This window comes from Lachnoclostridium phytofermentans ISDg (assembly GCF_000018685.1).
In the GTDB taxonomy this organism is placed as follows: domain Bacteria; phylum Bacillota; class Clostridia; order Lachnospirales; family Lachnospiraceae; genus Lachnoclostridium; species Lachnoclostridium phytofermentans.
On record NC_010001.1, the window covers coordinates 4,378,874 to 4,397,623 of the forward strand.

Consider the following 18,750-nt stretch of genomic DNA (forward strand, 5'->3'; position numbering starts at 1 on the left):
GTCCTCCATTGCATCTTTATTGTTATTTATTCATCTTCTGCTCATATAAATTACAAATTGTTTCTGAATCTCCCTGGGCAACAATTCGTCCCTTTTCAATAATGATAGCGCGGTCACATATAGCGCGTACCTGCGCAAGACTATGTGATACAAATAAAACAGTAATCTGTTTATCAAACATGTCCTTTATCTTTTTTTCACTTTTTTTTCTAAACTTAGCATCACCAACCGACAAAACCTCGTCCAAAATTAAAATATCTGGCTCTACTACAGTTGCAATGGCAAAACCAAGTCTGGATTTCATACCAGAGGAGTAATTTTTTAATGGTACATTGATAAAATCTCCTAGCTCGGAAAACTCTACGATTTCATCATATTTCTCCTTGATAAAACTCCTAGGATAGCCAAGTACTGCTCCATACAAATAAATATTCTCTGCACCGGTATATTCTTTATCAAATCCAGCACCAAGCTCAAGCAATGGTACGATATTTCCACTTTTTGTTACCGAGCCCTCGGTTGCTTTTAACACTCCGGCAATTACCTTTAAAAGAGTACTTTTACCAGCACCATTTAAACCTAATATGCCGACACGTTGTCCTTTTTTTATCTGAAATGACACTTCTTTTAGAGCCCAGAATTCATTGTACCGAATTTCTCTTCGAAATAGCTTAATAGCATATTCCTTCAAACTGTCGACTTTTTCTGCACTCATATTAAATCGAACACCAACATTATTTACTTTTAATGCTATATTATTATCCATTCTTCCTCCATTCAGTTCCTAATCTTGCCCTTCGCTTCTTTAAAACACGCCCACTTAGTCGGCTGGATATTTGTGCCGAGGACCACGCAGGCATAAATATCCATGTGAGAAATCTTGATTTTTCACACTTTCCTGCACATCTTTCCTAAAAGTTTGTGCTAAGGATTACGTAGGGGCAAACTTCCTGAGTAAAAGATTTATCTTTACTCTTCTTAAATATGCGCTCTTAGATATATAATACGAATTTATCTTGCTTTTTATAAAACATGAATACACCTATAATAAGTGTGACTACACTAAACATAGCAGAATACGCAAAATACTTTGTATTCATTGGGGCTCCTAAAACTGCATTACGGAAATTCTGAATAATACCAAACAGTGGGTTATATTTTAAAATCCATGCATTGCTACTTTTCAGTATCTTTTCTGGATCGTAGAATATAGCTGATGCATACATAATAAGCGTTAGGATAACACCCCAAAGATATTCTGTATCACGGAAAAATACTCCTAAAGTTGCCAAAATAAATCCAACGCCAACGGTCAGAAGAAGTAATGTTAACATAGGAAATATGGCCTCTAAAATATGCCATGTAGGTTTTACATTCTGTACGACTGCTACGGCAAATAAAACAATTAATGATATTAAGAATGTTATAAATCCTGACAAAGTAGAAGATAGTGGATAGATATACTTTGGTACATAAACCTTTCTTATCATTGCACTATTCCTACGAATCGATTTTAGAGCTAATTTGGTACCGTTAGAAAAGTATGAATACAGCAAACGACCACACAATATATATACTGGGTAATGAGGTGTAGTACGCCCCATCAACGATGTAAATACGATTGTTAATACAATCATTGTTAACAAAGGCTCTAACATAGTCCAAAATAAGCCTAGTACGGAATTACGATATTTTAATTTAATGTCTTTTCTTACTAGTTCTCCTAGTAAGTATCTATACTTATTAAAATTATTTAATATTCTCTTCAAATTATCCTCCATTCTTGCGCACGCATTTACGCATTGGAAGCTATAAAAAACCAAACGTAAAGAAACGTTACTAAAAATTGCTACACAATCTATCAGTGACAGTATCTCATTCAAGAACGGATATGTCAATAGATGCGATTATGTAGCAGAATTTGTTACTACGATATATAATCGGAACTAAAATCGTATTCCAATCATCGAACTCTCGGTGCTAAAGAACGCACCTTTTGTCAGAAGTTTATAAAACAGTCTTTTGATAAGTCAACTATAAGTAATACAACCTGTTAATTGCACTGAATAAACCTCTTAAAGAAGCTCTTGTAATATTGGAACTGGTGCCGACACCAAAGGCAGCTTTTCCAGATTCCTTATCCATTACATGAATATAAGCTGCTGCCCTAGCATTTGCACCTTCTCCAAGGGCATGTTCACTATAATCTAGAATCTTAATTTTCTTCTCGACAACATCTTGTAATCCATGATGTACTGCATCAATCGGACCATTGCCGGTAGCATGAAATACCTTCTCTTCACCATTGTGACAGTAGGTAACTGTAACAATAGTATCATAGGTATCATTCGAATCAGTCACATCCTCCATCTTGCAGCGTACAAAATGAAGTGGTTCCATTCGTTCCAGATAGCAGTTTTTAAATTCCTGCATAATTTGCTCCGGAGCTACTTCTCCCTGCTTTTCGGAAATTCGTTGAATTACATCTGCAAATTCCTTGTGCATTGCCTTAGGTAACTTATATCCAAAATAAGTTTCCATAATAAAGGCTACGCCACCTTTTCCGGATTGACTGTTAATACGAACAATCGGTTCATAGCATCTGCCAATATCGGCCGGATCAACTGGCAAATAAGGTACTTGCCAGAATTCCCTGTCTCTATCCTTCATGGCTTTTGTTCCCTTGTTAATAGCATCCTGATGGGAGCCGGAAAATGCAGTAAACACTAATTTCCCTGCATACGGATGTCTTGGAGGTACTTGCATTTTACAACAGCGTTCATAGATTTCTATGGTATCATTGATATTTTCAATATTTAGTTTAGGATCAATTCCTTGAGAAAACATATTGTAGGCAATCGTTAAGATATCAACATTACCAGTACGTTCTCCATTACCAAATAAGGTACCTTCCACACGGTCCGCACCAGCAAGAATCGCTAATTCTGTACTGGCAACTCCCGTACCTCTATCATTATGAGGATGTACACTTAGGATAATGCTTTCTCTGCTTTTTAAATGTTTTGACATCCATTCAATCTGGTCTGCATATACATTCGGTGTATTCATTTCCACCGTAGCAGGCAGGTTTATTATTATCTTGTTCTCTATTGACGGTTTCCAAATCTCTTGAACCGCTGTACAGATTTCTAACGCAAAATCGAGTTCTGTTCCGGTGAAACTCTCCGGTGAATACTCTAATATGATTTTGCCCTCAAAATCCTTTGCATATTCCTTGACTAACCTCGTTGCTTGCTCTGCAATATGAGTGATTTCTTCACGGTTCATGTGAAATACAACATCTCTCTGCAGAGTAGAGGTTGAGTTGTAAATATGTACTACCGCTTGTTTTACTCCCTGGAGAGCTTCAAAAGTTCTTTGGATTAAGTGATCTCTACACTGTACCAGAACTTGTATGATAACATCATCCGGTATTAATTTACGGTCAACTAACTGCCTTAAAAAATCATATTCAATTTGGGACGCGCTTGGAAATCCAACTTCAATTTCCTTAAAACCTAGTTTGACTAATAGGTTAAAAAATTCTATTTTTTCTTCTACAACCATTGGTTCGATCAAAGCTTGATTGCCATCTCTTAAATCAACACTACACCATATTGGTGCTTTGACAATCTCCTTGTTTGGCCATTCACGCTCTGGATACGTAACTACAGGATTTTTTTGATATCTCTTATAATTAATCATCCTTAACCTCATCAATGCGCTGAAACTTTATGCATATCAAGTTTGCGGTGCAGCGCAGACACAAACTTGCATAGTGAAAGACTTATCATTCACTCTTTATTATCTTTCGACTATTATATCAACACTTGTTTTATAAGTCATTCGAAATTTAGTACAAATTGTTCTACATATTCATTTATTTTTCGTGATATTCTACGAATTTAGATTCTAGAGCATCTACCATCTTATCAAATGCTTCCTCCTCATTCTCACCATCGCAGATAACCTCAACTTCATCACCAAACTTGATACATGCTGACAAAACACCCAATACACTCTTTGCATTTACGGTACGATTGCCTAGTTTCATTTCTATCTTGCATGGAAATTTCATAGCTAATTTACATAGATCCCCGGCTGGTCTAAGATGAAGACCTGTTTCACTTTTAATTACAACCTTACCGCTAATCATCTCTACCTCCATTCCTGCACTTAACATCTACATAGAATATTTAACCTCTACAATAGAAATTACCTAGGGAATGTATCAGACAAGTCTGCTGCATTCCCTAGCCACTATGCCCACTTTTGCTTTTTATGAACTTAGTATCACTATTCTCTCTTCACCACTTCAATACTAATCGTAACAGGCTGAATTGTGAGTTCCTCATTTGATTTATATTGTACCGTAACCGAATGGACTCCCAGTCCATAATTTGTTACATCTATATATGGCCGTATCGTTAATGCAGATACCTCATTTAACGATCCTGAAACACCTCTGACGCGTACATTTATATTACCAAGTGTCCTAAAAATAACTTCATAATCAGGATCTAAATTTCTAACCTGAATGTCTGACGTCGGTATCGTTATATCTTTGCTACCTAACTGGTCAATCTTAACCGTGATGTCAAAGGTATTACTTTCATCGACTAAAGTATACATTCCTGGATAAGTATCTTCTAAGATTGTTTCAATATTTCTTTTCTCTGGGAAGGTTTCTTTCTTACCACTAATGTCTATCTGTTGCTTTAACCAATAAATCTTATTCAGATCTTTTTGCTCTCCAGCAATGGTAATGGTTTTTGGCTCCCAAACAACGTCGGTGCATTTATAGCCATATGCAGGAGTTCCAACTGCAGATACTTGAATTGGTATTGTCTTTGTTGGTAGCACAGTCACATCTATCGTTGCTTCTTTAGTCTCAAAATCAAGTTTTTCAGAGTCTATAATATATCCATTCTCATCATAAGCAACTAGTTTTTTTGTAACTTGATAAGAGTTACTTACCTGTTCAACGTTAACCTCAACAACTACATCCTTAATTTTAGCAATCTTTCTTTTCGATCCAGAGATTTCGATAATGCTTGGATTAGCGATTAATTCCGTAACATAGAAACCTGCCTTCGCTTCTCCAGTCTGTCTAACATTAACACGGAAGGTTTGCTTATCTAACTCTTCTAGTGTCAGTTTCATCATCTGTGTCTGCTCTAGAATCTCTATTTCATCTGCATTGTATCTGTAAGATTGCTTTGGTGATACATGAATAGGTACAGCATCCACCATAGACATCTCTTTAAAATCAGCAACCGCTATAAAGTCAGTATTCTTTAATCCGTCGATAATCGAGCGTTTTCCCCGAACCTTTATTGAGATAATATCGCCAGACTCTACATCATAACGCTTGTTATGTTGTTCCATAGTCTCCGTGTTAATGGTTTTAACTTCAATATTATCAATCGTACTGGTTATGTAGGGATCTGAAATATTCATAATCATTACCCAACATAACACTGCGATAAGGAAAGATATGATTTTAAGCGGTATATTTCTAGTTATTACCTTTTTCATCCTTTCTCTTTCCCCTCCATAGCTTTATCTTCTTAACTTCGCCTGGTGCTTTTTTTTGTATCTCTAAAAGTTTGGCTCTTAAATAATCTCCATCAACACTACGGATTAATTGTCCACCCTTCGCTATTGATACCTTACCTGTTTCCTCTGAAACGATAATTGTAAAACTATCTGTTACCTCACTAATACCAACCGCAGCACGATGCCTTGTTCCTAAATCCTTTGAAAGTCTCATATTGTCAGAGAGCGGTAGATAACAAGTTGCTGCTGTAATTCTATTTCCACGAATGGTGATAGCTCCATCATGGAGTGGTGTATTGTGTTCAAAAATATTAATTAACAACTGACTACTTAACACTGCATCAAGTGAAATGCCAGTTCGCTCAAACTCACCTAAGGATACCTCTTGCTCAATCACCATCAAAGCTCCAGTTTTCGTTTTTGCCAATTCAAACGTCGCTCTTACAAGCTCATTTAAAGTTTCATCAGAAAATCGTTCTGGTTTTTCTTTTGTATCACTAAGGTAGAACAACGGAGAAACAATGCTCTTTTGTCCTAATTGTTCTAGCGCCTTTCGAAACTCTGGTTGGAATACAATAATCAATGCTATGATACCAACATTAATCGTATTCACGAATATCCAAATAATTACATTAAAGTTAAAGATGTAGGCAATAACCCAAAAGGCAAACAGGATCACTAATCCTTTCATTAAGGACCATGCACGTGTTGTCTTTACCCACTTAATCACATTATAGATTAAGAATGCCAGTAAGAATATCTCTATGATATCCGTTATCTTTAATTTTGGTAAAGAAAGGCGTACTAAATAGTCTTGTATAAACGTCTTAATTGATTCCATGTACATCCCCACCTGTTTGTATCTTTCTTATCGTCTTCGATTCATATTATCCTGTAATCTTGCTTCTCTTGCCCTCGTATCACGAATGCGACGTTCTACTTCTCTTGTATCTTCTCTGTCATCATCATCAAAAGAATCATCAAGCTCTTCTTCAGAAGCACGTTGTGCATTAATTCTTTTTACCTTAACATTCGTCATACTTACTTTAATTTTAGGAACAGCCTTTACATAATAATAGTAATCATCATCTTCAAATTGAACATTTTCAACGGCCGTATAATCAAGTACTCTGCGGAAAAATTGTATCACAATGACAATCAGAGCAGAAATTAAGGTCCCTAAAATCATTGTACCAATCTGTTTTGGTATGTCAAGTCGAAGGTATACGATTAAGAATCCTATAATGGTGGTTATGGTTCCAGCACCGATTGCAATTTCAAACGCATACTCAATTTTTAATCGACGTATTACATAAACTAAAGTTATTACCAATGCAAATACGATAATCGACATAATCAATTGTTTATTTGCAACGATTTTATCAACAATGTTTATAAAAATCGGAAAAATATCATCCATATTAGTAATATCCGGTGCTGTAGCTACTTCTTCTTGAATAATGTGGATAATGTAATAGATTGCCACACCGCAAGATGCAGGTAGTATCGTAATTGGACTAGCAATTAATCCAAGTAACAACGGAACTGCATATGGAATATGAAGTAAATATAATATCGGTATACCTAAAACTACATACCCGAATCTTGGGGTATATCTTACAAATAAGCAATATAAAATAACATAAATAAATACCAATAAAATTGCAAGTAACTTTGCTACCGAGTAGACATGTGCTAAAGATAAAACCATTGCTAGTAATACTAAGATAGCAGATGGTGTAAACGCACTTACTACGGCTAGTAACAAGGAAATAGTAACCTTATTAAGCTTATCGTTATATCCAATTGCCTTATTGATCATCAGAAACACGATAAACCCAACGATAAATTTTAACACTGGATTTAAATAGTTCTGATATTTTTGATAGATTTCGCGAAGTTTCTCACGAAATTCAAGAATTTGCATCATATTGACGTATCCTCCCTTTGCAGCTCATTAAGGCTGCCGTCTTCTTCTTTATAGATGATACGAAGCCTTTTTAATAAATTGAAATACTTGGACAATTTTTTTCTAGAACGATCATACTTTATGGAGTATCCAATCATGGTCCCTATAATTGATATCGTTTGTAGTACAATAAAGTATCCAAGAATTGTCATTCCGATGGAACGATAGTCCAATGAAACTGCATGTTGAATTAAATATTCTGACTTATAGATAAAAATCATAAGCAATAATAACAGATAGCCAATGGTGGTTGCTGTAATTGATTTTAATACCTGAAGTCTAACATAATCTGTTTTATAATACTTACTAAGTCGAATGTCCTCTTTGCCTTCCTTATTCTCATAAGCGGCAAGTTTAGTCATCAACCTAATCTTCCTGTTATTTAGCATTTCGCGCCTCCTTACATACTTACCCTTTGCGCATATGCGCATAGTGAAAATTGTGCTAAAAATCGTAACACAATTTTCTTGGTTAAAAAATATTAACCTTTGCGAAGATATGTATCAAAGTAACTGTCCCCTCAGAATGAAAGGAACAGTTACTTTTATTTTTCACCTATTTTAACTGATATATTCCATCTTCGCAAAAAAGCAATTACCGCATAATACAGGCAGTGTAACGTAAATATTATATCACAATGGTTTTTGAATATCGATAGTTTTTAAAAATTTAAATATTCTGTAATACATTTCCATCTTATTTAAATAACTTACTCATCATCTGGTTGACCTTTTTACGACGCTCATCTGCTTCTTTATCATTGATTCGAATGATACCGTCGTCATCAATAAGGGAGTCTCCCTCCTTGACTTCCATTGGAAGTTTATACTTTGGGATATTTACCATATTTTTCATCTCATCCTCGCAGACTGCGTAGGTTCCTTCAAATCTGTCAATTATATATTTCATAAACAAGCTCCTTGCATTTTTTTGCTTTAAGTCTTATGGAATTGGAGACACATTACATGTCAACTGATCTCCATCTGATATCATAACAATAGTACCTTGTTCATCCGTACGAAAATATTTAATCTTATTATTCTTAAGCATCTTAATCGTACTTTTACTTGGATGTCCATAAGTATTACCTTTTCCTACCGAAATGACAGCATACTTTGGATTTACTGCCTTCACAAACTCTTTCGTTGAAGAAGTATCACTACCATGATGTGATAACTTTAAAACGTCTGCGCTTAAATCAAGTTTTGTAGCTAACATATCTTCCTCTGCTTCCTTCTCAGCATCACCGCACATGACAAAGGAGTGTTTGCCATTACTAACTTTAATTCCGATTGACCAGTTGTTTAAATTATTACCGTAATCCCTACTCGGTGCTAAAAATGTTACAGTAACAGCGCCAAAATTAAATTTTTCTCCAGATTTTGGTGCGTTGAGTGTATTTCCAGTTTCTATTACTGCATTTAATACATCTTCGTAAGTCTTTGTAGTATGTTCTTTTTTCGGTGCATAGATTTTCTTTACTTTAAATTCTCGTATTACTGTATCAATGCTTCCAATATGGTCTTCATGTGGATGTGTCATAATGATTGCCTCAAACTCTTTTACGCCAAGACGATTTAGATAGTCCAGTATAACATCTTTATCGTCATTATTACCACCATCCACTAGCATGTACTTATTGTTATTTTCTACTAAAATACAATCCGCTTGGCCTACGTCAATAAAGTGAACCTTCATTAACGGATCATCCGTATCCTTCGCAGATGTTTCCTTGTTTTCTTCTGTTTGCCCTCGTTGGTCTGATGTATATAGATACTGTCCAATTACTAATATTATAATAAGTAATAATTTAATAATTGTACTAATCTTCTTATTTCTTTTCATCTAAAATTCCTCAAATTATTCTTTCTCTTATGTTACTACAAACTCAGGGAGTCTTCAAGTTATAACACTTAATATGAAAAAAATCCCTCCTTATTATATTTCTTTGCGTCTCATACTAAACTTAACTACCCAGAACACTAAAAAAGGTTGCCACACAGTTAGGCAGCGTCGTATCTTCCTATGCCTCTTCACAAATCACTTGCAATGATTTGTACTGTGTAACAACCTCTTATCGTGGTTCTTTCAGGATTATATCCAATTCGCTATTAGCTTAAACTCCTATTGCTGGGAATAGAATTTGATTTCTCATAACTTCTCTTATTTTCATTTCGTAATTTTCTGTTGTATTTGCTTCACTTCCTTATTCGTTAATTCAGTCCAGTTACCACTAGGTTTAAACCACCCCTCAAGTCCAAATATCTGCGCTTCTGCTATAGTTATATAAGCACGCTGTTTTTCACTACTAAAATTGTCAATTAAGTATTTATCCCCTTTATCATCAACAATATACAGGAAAGTAGACTCTTTTTTTCTATTACTTGAATTTGTATATCCATATTGTATATATACTCTGTATACAAAATCTATCGTAGTATCGGTCCTTTCTTCATCTGATACATATATCTCGTTTAATGATAAAGAATTTGGATTATTAATAGTCCTTTGTAACTCTAAGCTTTACATTAATTCCATTATTTCACTTATATTATATCAAAATACGACCTTTATTCAATAAGATTTTTGTATAGCAAAATGGATTTTACCAAAATCAGAAACAGCATTCTATGTATTTTATAAAAGCAGAAGTATAGTTGTTAAATATGGAAATAAACTAAATTCTCTTAGTTTAGAAAAAACACCATTACCTATATTTTAATTCTATAAGCAATGGTGCTTCTATCATTTTACTATTTTATTTATCTAGGCTCTTCATAGTAGGGAACAATAATACATCGCGGATTGCAGAAGAATCCGTTAATAACATTACGAGACGGTCGATTCCAATACCGATACCACCAGTTGGAGGCATACCATATGCTAATGCATTTAGGAAATCTTCGTCCATGGAGTTTGCTTCCTCATCTCCAGCAGCTTTTAATGCTTCTTGTGCCACAAAACGTTCTCTTTGATCGATTGGATCATTTAACTCAGAGTATGCATTTGCCATTTCTCTCTTAGTCACAAACAACTCAAATCGCTCTGTGTACTCTGGGTTCTCTGGTTTCTTCTTTGTAAGTGGAGAAATTTCAACTGGATGATCTATTACAAAGGTTGGTTGTATTAGATGCTCTTCTACAAATTCTTCGAAGAATAAGCTTAAGATATCACCCTTTTTATGTCTGTCTTCAAAAGAAACATGATGCTCTTTTGCAAGAGCCTTAGCCTCTTCTTCTGTCTTAACCTGATCAAAGTCAATACCTTTATATTTCTTTACTGCTTCTACCATGGTAATACGCTCAAATGGTTTGCCTAAGTCGATTTCAACACCTTCATAGGAAATCTTTGTTGTACCAATTACTTTTTCTGCCACGGTACGGAATAATTTTTCTGTTAAATCCATCATTCCGTTATAATCAGTGTATGCTTGATATAACTCAAGTAGAGTAAATTCAGGGTTATGACGAACAGATAAGCCTTCGTTACGGAATACTCTACCGATTTCATATACTCTTTCTAAACCACCAACAATCAATCTCTTTAAATATAATTCTAAGGATATTCTTAGGTTTAAGTCTTCATCTAAAGAATTGTGATGTGTCATAAATGGTCTTGCAGCAGCACCACCTGCATTCTTAACTAAAACTGGAGTTTCTACTTCAATAAAGTCTTCTCCATCTAAATAATTACGGATTTCACGGATGATTGCAGAACGCTTAATAAATGTCTCTTTTACTTCTGGATTCATCATTAAGTCTACATATCTTTGACGATATCTTGTATCTGTATCTGTTAAACCATGGAACTTTTCAGGTAATACTTGTAAACATTTTGATAATAGAAGAATTTCATTTGCACGTACTGAGATTTCCCCTGCGTGTGTTTTGAATACCTCTCCTTTGATACCTACGATATCACCGATATCAAACTTCTTAAATCCAGCATATTCTTCCTCACCTATGCTGTCTCTTTGAATATAGGATTGAATATTACCAAGCTTGTCCTGAATATTGATAAAGGAAGCTTTACCCATCACTCGCTTTGTCATAATTCTACCAGCAATTGCTACGATTTGACCTTCTAAATTCTCAAAGTTATCTTTGACATCTATAGTATGATGAGTCACATCATACTTCATAATCTGAAACGGATCTTTTCCTGCTTCTTGTAAATCAGCAAGCTTTTGCATTTTTACTTTAATTAATTCATTTACATCTTGCGCGTTATTTGCGTTTTGAACCTTATTCTCCTCTGCCACTGTTTTCATCCTTTCCGTTTATTGGCATCTCATATTGCAGAAAGCGACCATTTAAAATGCTGTTGCACCTTTTATGGTCGCTCTTTCCTCTGCGCATTGCAGCCAATATAAATCTTAATTTGATTTTTGAATCTCAAGAACTTTATATTTAAAGCTGTTGCCATTGATCTCGATTTCAATCACATCATCTTTTCTTGCGCCAATTAATGCTTTACCTACTGGTGACTCATTTGAGATTTTTCCCTTTAAGCTATTCGCTTCGGTAGAACCTACAATTTTATATTCTAATTCATCGTTAAATTCCATATCTAAAATTCTAACTAGACAGCCAATGTTTACGGTGTCAACGTCAACCTCATCTTCTACGACAACTTCGGCATTCTTTAAAATCTTATCGATTTCTTCGATTCTTGCCTCTATATCTCTTTGCTCGTCTTTCGCTGCGTCGTATTCTGCATTCTCTGACAAATCACCTTGTTCTCTGGCCTCTTTAATCTTCTGAGAAACTTCTTTTCTTTTGTTTACTTTTAAATCTTGTAACTCATCCTCTAATTGTTTCAGCCCTTCATAGGTCAAAATATTCTTCTTCTCCGCCATTAAAATACCCTTCCTCCATACTACATTATTATCTTGTGAATATATCTCTGCAGTCAAGCTAATAAGCATAAAAACGATATAATACCAATATTCAAAGTATTATATCGTATTCAAAACCTCTTGTCAACAAGACCAAAGGGATATATTATGAAATCCTTATCGACACAAATCTTTCTTTCTACCGATAAAAACAATTGTCTCACATATGATTTGGTCAACATTTAACCTCTAATCTTCTAGTTCATTTATATGTCCATGAATTGAATTTCATACATAGTTTTCAATTGTATGGATGTAGTATGACAGAAAATCAAAAAATCATACTTATTATATTTAGGTAGTTACTGTTAATTTTTAGTATGTTAATTTCTAATCTGAGTTCTTTCCGTATTATAATAAGTGTAAAGATCACACCATATTTTTACAGTTTTTACACGTTTCATTAATAATTTCTTATATTTCTTTATTTGTTTGTAAAATTTACTTAAATTTCGCCAGAAAACAAAAGAAAGCCTTTACTAATTAATAGTTTAGTGATACTCTTTTATGTAGGTATTTTTTAAAATACATTAAACCTAGGTAATTGAGGAAAGTTACAATTACCATTATATAAGGAGGATATTCAAACATGGCTAGAAAAATGAAAACCATGGATGGTAATACCGCTGCGGCACACGTGTCATATGCATTTACCGATGTAGCGGCAATCTATCCAATCACACCATCTTCACCAATGGCTGACTACACAGATATGTGGGCAACTCAGGGAAGAAAGAACATCTTCGGACACGAAGTATTATTATCCGAGATGCAATCTGAAGCAGGTGCAGCAGGTGCTGTTCACGGTTCTTTACAGGCAGGTGCATTAACTACAACCTACACCGCGTCCCAAGGTTTATTATTAATGATCCCTAATATGTATAAGATCGCTGGTGAGTTATTACCAGGCGTTATTAATGTTTCTGCACGTGCTCTTGCAAGTCATGCACTTTCCATCTTTGGCGATCATTCCGACGTTTACGCTTGTCGTCAATCAGGATTTGCTATGCTTTGCTCCGGTAATGTTCAGGAAACTATGGACTTAGGTGCTGTTGCTCACTTAACAGCTATCGACGGTCGTGTTCCATTTATCCATTTCTTTGATGGATTTAGAACATCTCATGAAATTCAAAAAATCTCTATCTGGGATTACGAAGATTTAAAAGAAATGACTAATATGGAAGCTGTAGATGCATTCCGTAATAGAGCTTTAAATCCAGAACACCCAGTTCAAAGAGGTACTGCTCAGAACCCTGACGTATTCTTCCAGGCAAGAGAAGCTTGTAACCAATACTATGATGCAATTCCTGAACTTACTCAAGTTTACATGGACAAGGTTAACGCTAAAATCGGTACTGACTATAAATTATTCAACTACTACGGTGCTGCTGATGCAGAGCATGTTGTCATTGCTATGGGTTCAGTTTGCGATACTATCGAAGAGACAATCGACCATATGAATGCAAGTGGTGCTAAGGTTGGTCTTATCAAAGTTCGTCTTTACAGACCATTCTCCGCTAAGCATTTATTAGAGACTATTCCTGCATCTGTTAAGCAGATTACTGTTCTTGATAGAACAAAAGAGCCAGGTGCTCTTGGTGAGCCTTTATACTTAGACGTTGTAGCTGCTCTTAAGGATACACAATTCCATAATCTTCCTGTATTAACAGGCCGCTATGGTTTAGGTTCCAAAGATACTACACCAGCTCAGATTATCGCTGTTTACAACAACAAGGATAAGAAGAATTTCACAATCGGTATCAACGATGATGTAACTCATCTTTCTCTTGATATCACAGAGAATCCAGATACAGCTAACAAGGGTACAACAGCTTGTAAGTTCTGGGGACTTGGTGCTGATGGTACTGTAGGTGCTAATAAGAACTCCATCAAGATTATCGGTGACCATACAGATAAGTACGCTCAGGCTTACTTTGATTATGACTCCAAGAAATCCGGTGGTGTTACTATCTCCCACTTACGTTTCGGTGATAGCCCAATCAAATCCACTTACTTAATCAACAAAGCTGACTTCGTTGCATGTCACATGCCAGCTTACGTTAGAAGATATAACATGGTACAGGATCTTAAGAAGGGTGGTACATTCCTCCTTAACTGTTCTTGGAACATGGAAGAAATCGAGAAGAACCTTCCTGGTCAGGTAAAACGTTATATGGCTCAGAACAACATTAAGTTCTACACCATCGACGGTATCCAGATTGGTAAAGAAGTTGGTCTTGGTGGACGTATTAATACTATCCTTCAGGCTGCTTTCTTCAAATTAGCTAACATCATTCCTATTGAGGATGCTGTAAAATATATGAAAGATGCTGCTACTGCTTCTTATTCTAAGAAGGGTGATGACATCGTTAAGATGAACCATACCGCAATTGACCGTGGTGTTGATGGTCTCGTTGAAATTAAAGTTCCTGCTGAATGGGCTAACGCTTCCGACGAGGACTTAGCTGCTAAAGCAACTGTTGGTAGACCAGAAGTTCTTGATTATGTTAACACAATTCTTCACAAGGTAAATGCTCAGGACGGTAACAGTCTTCCAGTTTCTGCTTTCGTTGACAATGCAGATGGTACTGTACCTCTAGGAACAGCTGCATACGAGAAACGTGGTATTGCAATCGACGTTCCAGTATGGAATCCAGAAATTTGTTTACAGTGTAACCTTTGTTCTTACGTATGTCCACATGCAGTAATCCGTCCAGTTGTTATGAACGAAGAACAAGCTGCTAATGCTCCAGAAGGCATGAAGATGGTTACTATGAAGCAAGTAGAAGGCAAGAAGTTTGCTATCACTATCTCCGTACTTGACTGTACAGGTTGTGGAAGCTGTGCTCATGTTTGTCCAGAAGTTAAGGGTAATAAGGCTCTTAGCATGGATTTACTTGAGAACCACTACGATGATCAGAAGTATGCTGATTACGCTGCATCCTTAGAAACTCCTGTTGAAATCCTTGAGAAATTCAAAGAGACAACTGTTAAGGGTAGCCAGTTCAAACAGCCATTACTTGAGTTCTCCGGAGCTTGTGCTGGTTGTGGTGAAACACCTTACGCTAAATTAGTTACTCAGTTATATGGTGATAGAATGTATATTGCAAACGCTACTGGATGTTCTTCTATCTGGGGTGGTTCTTCTCCTTCTACACCTTATACAGTTAATAAAGAAGGCAAGGGTCCAGCTTGGGCTAACTCCTTATTCGAGGATAATGCTGAATTCGGTTTCGGTATGCAATTAGCTCAAACAGCTCTTAGAAAACGCCTTATCGATTCTACAGAGAATTTAGTAGCTAATTCATCAAGTGCTGATGTTAAGGCTGCTGCTGAAGAGTTCCTTGCAACACAGAATAACTCCACTGCAAATGCTCCTGCTACTAAGAATTTACTCGCTGCATTAGAAGCTTGCGGATGTGACAATGCAGATAGAGAAAACATCTTAAAGAACAAGAGCTTCTTAGCTAAGAAGTCTCAATGGATCTTTGGTGGTGACGGTTGGGCTTACGATATCGGTTTCGGCGGTCTTGACCACGTAATCGCTTCCGGCCAGGATGTAAACATCATGGTATTCGATACTGAAGTTTACTCCAATACAGGTGGACAGTCCTCTAAGGCTACACCAACAGGTGCTATCGCTCAGTTCGCTGCTGCTGGTAAAGAAGTTAAGAAGAAAGACCTTGCTCAAATTGCTATGAGCTATGGCTACGTATATGTAGCACAGATCGCTCAGGGTGCTGATTACAATCAGTGTATCAAGGCTATCACAGAAGCTGAGAACTATCCAGGTCCATCCTTAATTATCGCTTATGCTCCATGTATCAACCATGGTATCAAGGGCGGTATGACAGGTGCTCAGACAGAAGAGAAACGTGCTGTTGAAGCTGGTTACTGGCACTTATTCAGATTCAATCCTACTTTAAAAGAAGAAGGAAAGAATCCATTCGTGTTAGATTCTAAGGCTCCAAAGGCTAGCTACCAAGAATTCCTTCAGAGCGAGGTTCGTTACAACAGACTTAGCAGAACAAATCCAGAAAGAGCTGCAGAATTATTTGCAAAGGCTGAGAAGGATGCTAAGGAGAAATACGAGAAGCTTGTAAAGATGGCTGAGTAATTCAAAGTAAATACTGACAAATAAGCAGTTATTGTTTTATTTGTTGTAATAAAAAGAAGGGGCTGTGCACTAGTGGTTGAAAAACCGCTGGTGCACAGCTCCTTTCTAATAAAATCTGATATTAGAATTCTTTGCTAAGTCCAAAAGTAGAGCTATAATCTGGTTTATTTTGTACGTTGCATTTTTTAGATAAGATCTTTTCGTTTAGCTTTATACCTTCAAACTAAATTTATTATATGATTAATACTATCTCATTCCTTCCCATAAAGATAATTAGTATTAAACTCTATATTTTCCTCCAATATCAGTTCCCCTTCTTCCGAATAAAAGCGTAGCTGAAAAGGGTAGCTTTCTGATACGTTATATCTAATTTCTGCAAGCCCTCCCAACATTTCAATCAAATGTTCCAAATTGGCATCTTTTTCCCATGCAAACTTAGTTTCTTTTTGATTCTCTATTTGAAAAAAATAAACCCCATCTGCTTCTCTTGTACCCTCATATGTGAAAATATTTGATGTCTTATTCTCATTACGATCCGCAAATTCAAAATTGATTGTCATTTCCGCTCTCATCGAATCTTTCATGTTTGTTACTACAAAAATCGCGCTATTGTTAAGCCCGAGAGTGTCGTGTGGGATCACCGTTATATCACCATGGCTTTTTTAACTGAAAAAGCCCATACCTTTCCACAAGTGATTGGACTTATAAACCTTGCCAACCTGTATATAATCCTGATATGTAGATAATACGATTTTTGTATTAAAAAAGTTTGGATCATCTCTTATCACAAGAATCTCTGACGGTCCGCTTAAATATGCCTTTTCAAGTCTTCTAAATGCCCCTTCAGGAGTAAAACTTGCGAAATCGACAACAAATAACCATATAATCAATAAAAGAAATACTATAACTAAATTGCGGATAACTCGCTGCCTTCTCTTTAATCTCGGTAATCTAATCATAGGTCCCCCTTCCTATCGTGGGTATGCGAAGTCTAAAACTTCTTCCCAAAAAATCGTACTGTAATTCGATCCATTCTGCATCAGGTGATAATTTATCTACCCACATCTCAAACTGGCTGCTAAACAATCGTTTCACTGTTAGATTTCCCACGACACTAGGTCCCCTCGTATACCCAGAAACGTCTGTATAATAATTTCCGAGGTTATCAATCGCTGTCAGATGCTCTAAGATTCCCTTGGGAGCATCTAAAAACGGACTATGTTTGGCTTTTACTATAAACTTAAAGGTATCACTTTGATATACCTTCCCATCTTCCTCATATTCAAATTTCCAATGAACCACCTTAGGAATAGACAATTGGTAACCATCAATCCTTGCTTCACAATTCGGAGTTAAATCTGCTACTAACTCGTATGCACTATCTCTATCATATACCTCACGATTCTGTTCCCAATAGTCCTTCTGTGGTTTTAGCTCCTCAATCATATTTCTAATCCCTCCAGCTTGACGACAGACATAGAATATTAACAAAAAGGATAACACCAACAGTACCTGAGTGACTCTCCAAAGATAACCCAAGTATGGCTTATGTATTTTTCTCATCATAAGCCCAATCTCTGTTGCATCTCCCATCTCCTCAACAGCAGCTTTCATCGCTTCTTCACGCTTCATGCCACAGTTTTCAAAGTCATTTACCTTATCAAAAATATGAGCGAGTAGTTCTTGGTAAACTTCCACTCTATCAGGTTTAAAACAGATATATCTGCTCGCTTCGTGGCACCAATGGTAGATATCCATCATTGTTGTTTCTTGACTCTTTCCCATCATTTAGCCTCCTAATACAACAAGATTAACTTTTTGCGCGAAATACTCCCATTCCTGCGTTCTTTTGGTTAGTAGTTTTGATCCTTTATCAGTTATTTTATAATATTTTCTCTTTCTTCCATTCTCTGCTTCCATCATGCGGGACGTTACATACTTCTCTTTCTCTAACGTGTGAAGAATAGGGTAAAGTGTTCCTTCCTTTAGTTGAAATGCATTTTCTGACTTACCTGCAAGTTCTACAATCATTTGATACCCATACATCTCTTCTTCTTTAATCAGAGAGAGAATTAATAAGATATGGCTTCCACTTAGTAAATTCTTATCAATATTCATCCAATACCTCCTTTTATACCTCGATTGTCTAGGCATATTATACCTAGATTATCTATGTAAGTCAATAACAATGATTATCTGTTCCCCGCG

General features: G+C 36.1%; 16 protein-coding genes and 1 pseudogene. 1 reads left to right on the plus strand and 16 read right to left on the minus strand.

The window, feature by feature from the left end:
• Positions 1–22: 22 nt before the first annotated feature.
• The 12 genes and pseudogenes from CPHY_RS18385 to greA all read right to left on the minus strand — a co-directional run bounded on the left by CPHY_RS18385 (position 23) and on the right by greA (position 12,386).
• Positions 23–766 (minus strand): ABC transporter ATP-binding protein, encoded by a 744-nt coding sequence (locus CPHY_RS18385; protein WP_012201543.1) that lies wholly within the window; start codon positions 764–766, stop codon positions 23–25.
• Positions 767–992: 226 nt separating this feature from the next.
• Complete coding sequence (locus CPHY_RS18390; RefSeq protein ID WP_012201544.1) at positions 993–1,769, minus strand: ABC transporter permease; 777 nt, start codon at positions 1,767–1,769, stop codon at positions 993–995.
• A gap of 265 nt (positions 1,770–2,034) precedes the next feature.
• On the minus strand, positions 2,035–3,705 hold the full coding sequence (gene leuA, locus CPHY_RS18395) for a 2-isopropylmalate synthase (RefSeq protein ID WP_012201545.1): 1,671 nt from the start codon (positions 3,703–3,705) through the stop codon (positions 2,035–2,037).
• 175 nt (positions 3,706–3,880) lie between these two features.
• Positions 3,881–4,156: an HPr family phosphocarrier protein gene (locus tag CPHY_RS18400; RefSeq protein ID WP_041704756.1), complete on the minus strand. Its 276-nt coding sequence runs from the start codon at positions 4,154–4,156 to the stop codon at positions 3,881–3,883.
• A 140-nt stretch (positions 4,157–4,296) separates the two neighbouring features.
• A complete protein-coding gene (locus CPHY_RS18405; protein ID WP_012201547.1) occupies positions 4,297–5,538 on the minus strand; it encodes a CdaR family protein in 1,242 nt (413 codons plus the stop codon).
• Positions 5,519–6,400 (minus strand): diadenylate cyclase CdaA, encoded by an 882-nt coding sequence (gene cdaA, locus CPHY_RS18410; RefSeq protein WP_012201548.1) that lies wholly within the window; start codon positions 6,398–6,400, stop codon positions 5,519–5,521. Before cdaA ends, CPHY_RS18405 begins: the two co-directional genes overlap by 20 nt.
• A 27-nt stretch (positions 6,401–6,427) precedes the next feature.
• Positions 6,428–7,489, minus strand: a complete 1,062-nt coding sequence (locus tag CPHY_RS18415; protein WP_012201549.1) for a hypothetical protein — start codon at positions 7,487–7,489, stop codon at positions 6,428–6,430.
• Entirely contained in the window at positions 7,486–7,917 is a 432-nt protein-coding gene (locus CPHY_RS18420) for a hypothetical protein (protein ID WP_012201550.1), read from the minus strand. Before CPHY_RS18420 ends, CPHY_RS18415 begins: the two co-directional genes overlap by 4 nt.
• A 307-nt stretch (positions 7,918–8,224) precedes the next feature.
• Positions 8,225–8,437 carry a DUF3006 domain-containing protein gene (locus CPHY_RS18425; RefSeq protein WP_012201551.1) on the minus strand — a complete coding sequence of 71 codons (213 nt, stop codon included), beginning with the start codon at positions 8,435–8,437 and terminating at the stop codon, positions 8,225–8,227.
• Between the two features lie 33 nt (positions 8,438–8,470).
• Complete coding sequence (locus tag CPHY_RS18430; protein ID WP_012201552.1) at positions 8,471–9,373, minus strand: ComEC/Rec2 family competence protein; 903 nt, start codon at positions 9,371–9,373, stop codon at positions 8,471–8,473.
• Positions 9,374–10,295: 922 nt separating this feature from the next.
• A pseudogene (gene lysS / locus CPHY_RS18435) lies at positions 10,296–11,789 on the minus strand (lysine--tRNA ligase); the annotation flags it as partial.
• A gap of 114 nt (positions 11,790–11,903) precedes the next feature.
• The gene (greA, locus tag CPHY_RS18440; protein WP_012201554.1) at positions 11,904–12,386 is read right to left on the minus strand and encodes a transcription elongation factor GreA; all 483 of its coding nucleotides are present in this window, start codon (positions 12,384–12,386) and stop codon (positions 11,904–11,906) included.
• 628 nt (positions 12,387–13,014) lie between these two features.
• On the opposite strand from greA, the gene nifJ reads away from it, so the two are divergent.
• Complete coding sequence (gene nifJ / locus CPHY_RS18445; protein ID WP_012201555.1) at positions 13,015–16,542, plus strand: pyruvate:ferredoxin (flavodoxin) oxidoreductase; 3,528 nt, start codon at positions 13,015–13,017, stop codon at positions 16,540–16,542.
• Between the two features lie 251 nt (positions 16,543–16,793).
• Here the strand turns inward: nifJ and CPHY_RS18450 are convergent, their stop codons facing one another.
• The 4 genes from CPHY_RS18450 to CPHY_RS18465 all read right to left on the minus strand — a co-directional run bounded on the left by CPHY_RS18450 (position 16,794) and on the right by CPHY_RS18465 (position 18,660).
• Entirely contained in the window at positions 16,794–17,126 is a 333-nt protein-coding gene (locus CPHY_RS18450) for a hypothetical protein (RefSeq protein WP_157668758.1), read from the minus strand.
• Positions 17,127–17,204: 78 nt separating this feature from the next.
• On the minus strand, positions 17,205–17,501 hold the full coding sequence (locus CPHY_RS18455; protein WP_012201557.1) for a hypothetical protein: 297 nt from the start codon (positions 17,499–17,501) through the stop codon (positions 17,205–17,207).
• On the minus strand, positions 17,494–18,327 hold the full coding sequence (locus CPHY_RS18460) for a permease prefix domain 1-containing protein (RefSeq protein ID WP_157668759.1): 834 nt from the start codon (positions 18,325–18,327) through the stop codon (positions 17,494–17,496). The genes CPHY_RS18455 and CPHY_RS18460 overlap by 8 nt, the downstream gene beginning before the upstream one ends.
• A 3-nt stretch (positions 18,328–18,330) precedes the next feature.
• Positions 18,331–18,660 (minus strand): PadR family transcriptional regulator, encoded by a 330-nt coding sequence (locus CPHY_RS18465; protein WP_012201559.1) that lies wholly within the window; start codon positions 18,658–18,660, stop codon positions 18,331–18,333.
• Between the last annotated feature and the right edge of the window lie 90 nt (positions 18,661–18,750).

Coding starts and splice junctions, on each gene's coding strand:
- CPHY_RS18405 (WP_012201547.1), bottom strand. CDS start 5,538: ATGAAAAAGGTAATAACTAGAAATATACCGCTTAAAATCATATCTTTC.
- CPHY_RS18465 (WP_012201559.1), bottom strand. CDS start 18,660: ATGAATATTGATAAGAATTTACTAAGTGGAAGCCATATCTTATTAATT.
- leuA (WP_012201545.1), bottom strand. CDS start 3,705: ATGATTAATTATAAGAGATATCAAAAAAATCCTGTAGTTACGTATCCA.
- CPHY_RS18460 (WP_157668759.1), bottom strand. CDS start 18,327: ATGGGAAAGAGTCAAGAAACAACAATGATGGATATCTACCATTGGTGC.
- CPHY_RS18385 (WP_012201543.1), bottom strand. CDS start 766: ATGGATAATAATATAGCATTAAAAGTAAATAATGTTGGTGTTCGATTT.
- CPHY_RS18425 (WP_012201551.1), bottom strand. CDS start 8,437: ATGAAATATATAATTGACAGATTTGAAGGAACCTACGCAGTCTGCGAG.
- greA (WP_012201554.1), bottom strand. CDS start 12,386: ATGGCGGAGAAGAAGAATATTTTGACCTATGAAGGGCTGAAACAATTA.
- CPHY_RS18400 (WP_041704756.1), bottom strand. CDS start 4,156: ATGATTAGCGGTAAGGTTGTAATTAAAAGTGAAACAGGTCTTCATCTT.
- CPHY_RS18420 (WP_012201550.1), bottom strand. CDS start 7,917: ATGCTAAATAACAGGAAGATTAGGTTGATGACTAAACTTGCCGCTTAT.
- cdaA (WP_012201548.1), bottom strand. CDS start 6,400: ATGGAATCAATTAAGACGTTTATACAAGACTATTTAGTACGCCTTTCT.
- CPHY_RS18450 (WP_157668758.1), bottom strand. CDS start 17,126: ATGAAAGATTCGATGAGAGCGGAAATGACAATCAATTTTGAATTTGCG.
- nifJ (WP_012201555.1), top strand. CDS start 13,015: ATGGCTAGAAAAATGAAAACCATGGATGGTAATACCGCTGCGGCACAC.
- CPHY_RS18415 (WP_012201549.1), bottom strand. CDS start 7,489: ATGATGCAAATTCTTGAATTTCGTGAGAAACTTCGCGAAATCTATCAA.
- CPHY_RS18430 (WP_012201552.1), bottom strand. CDS start 9,373: ATGAAAAGAAATAAGAAGATTAGTACAATTATTAAATTATTACTTATT.
- CPHY_RS18455 (WP_012201557.1), bottom strand. CDS start 17,501: ATGATTAGATTACCGAGATTAAAGAGAAGGCAGCGAGTTATCCGCAAT.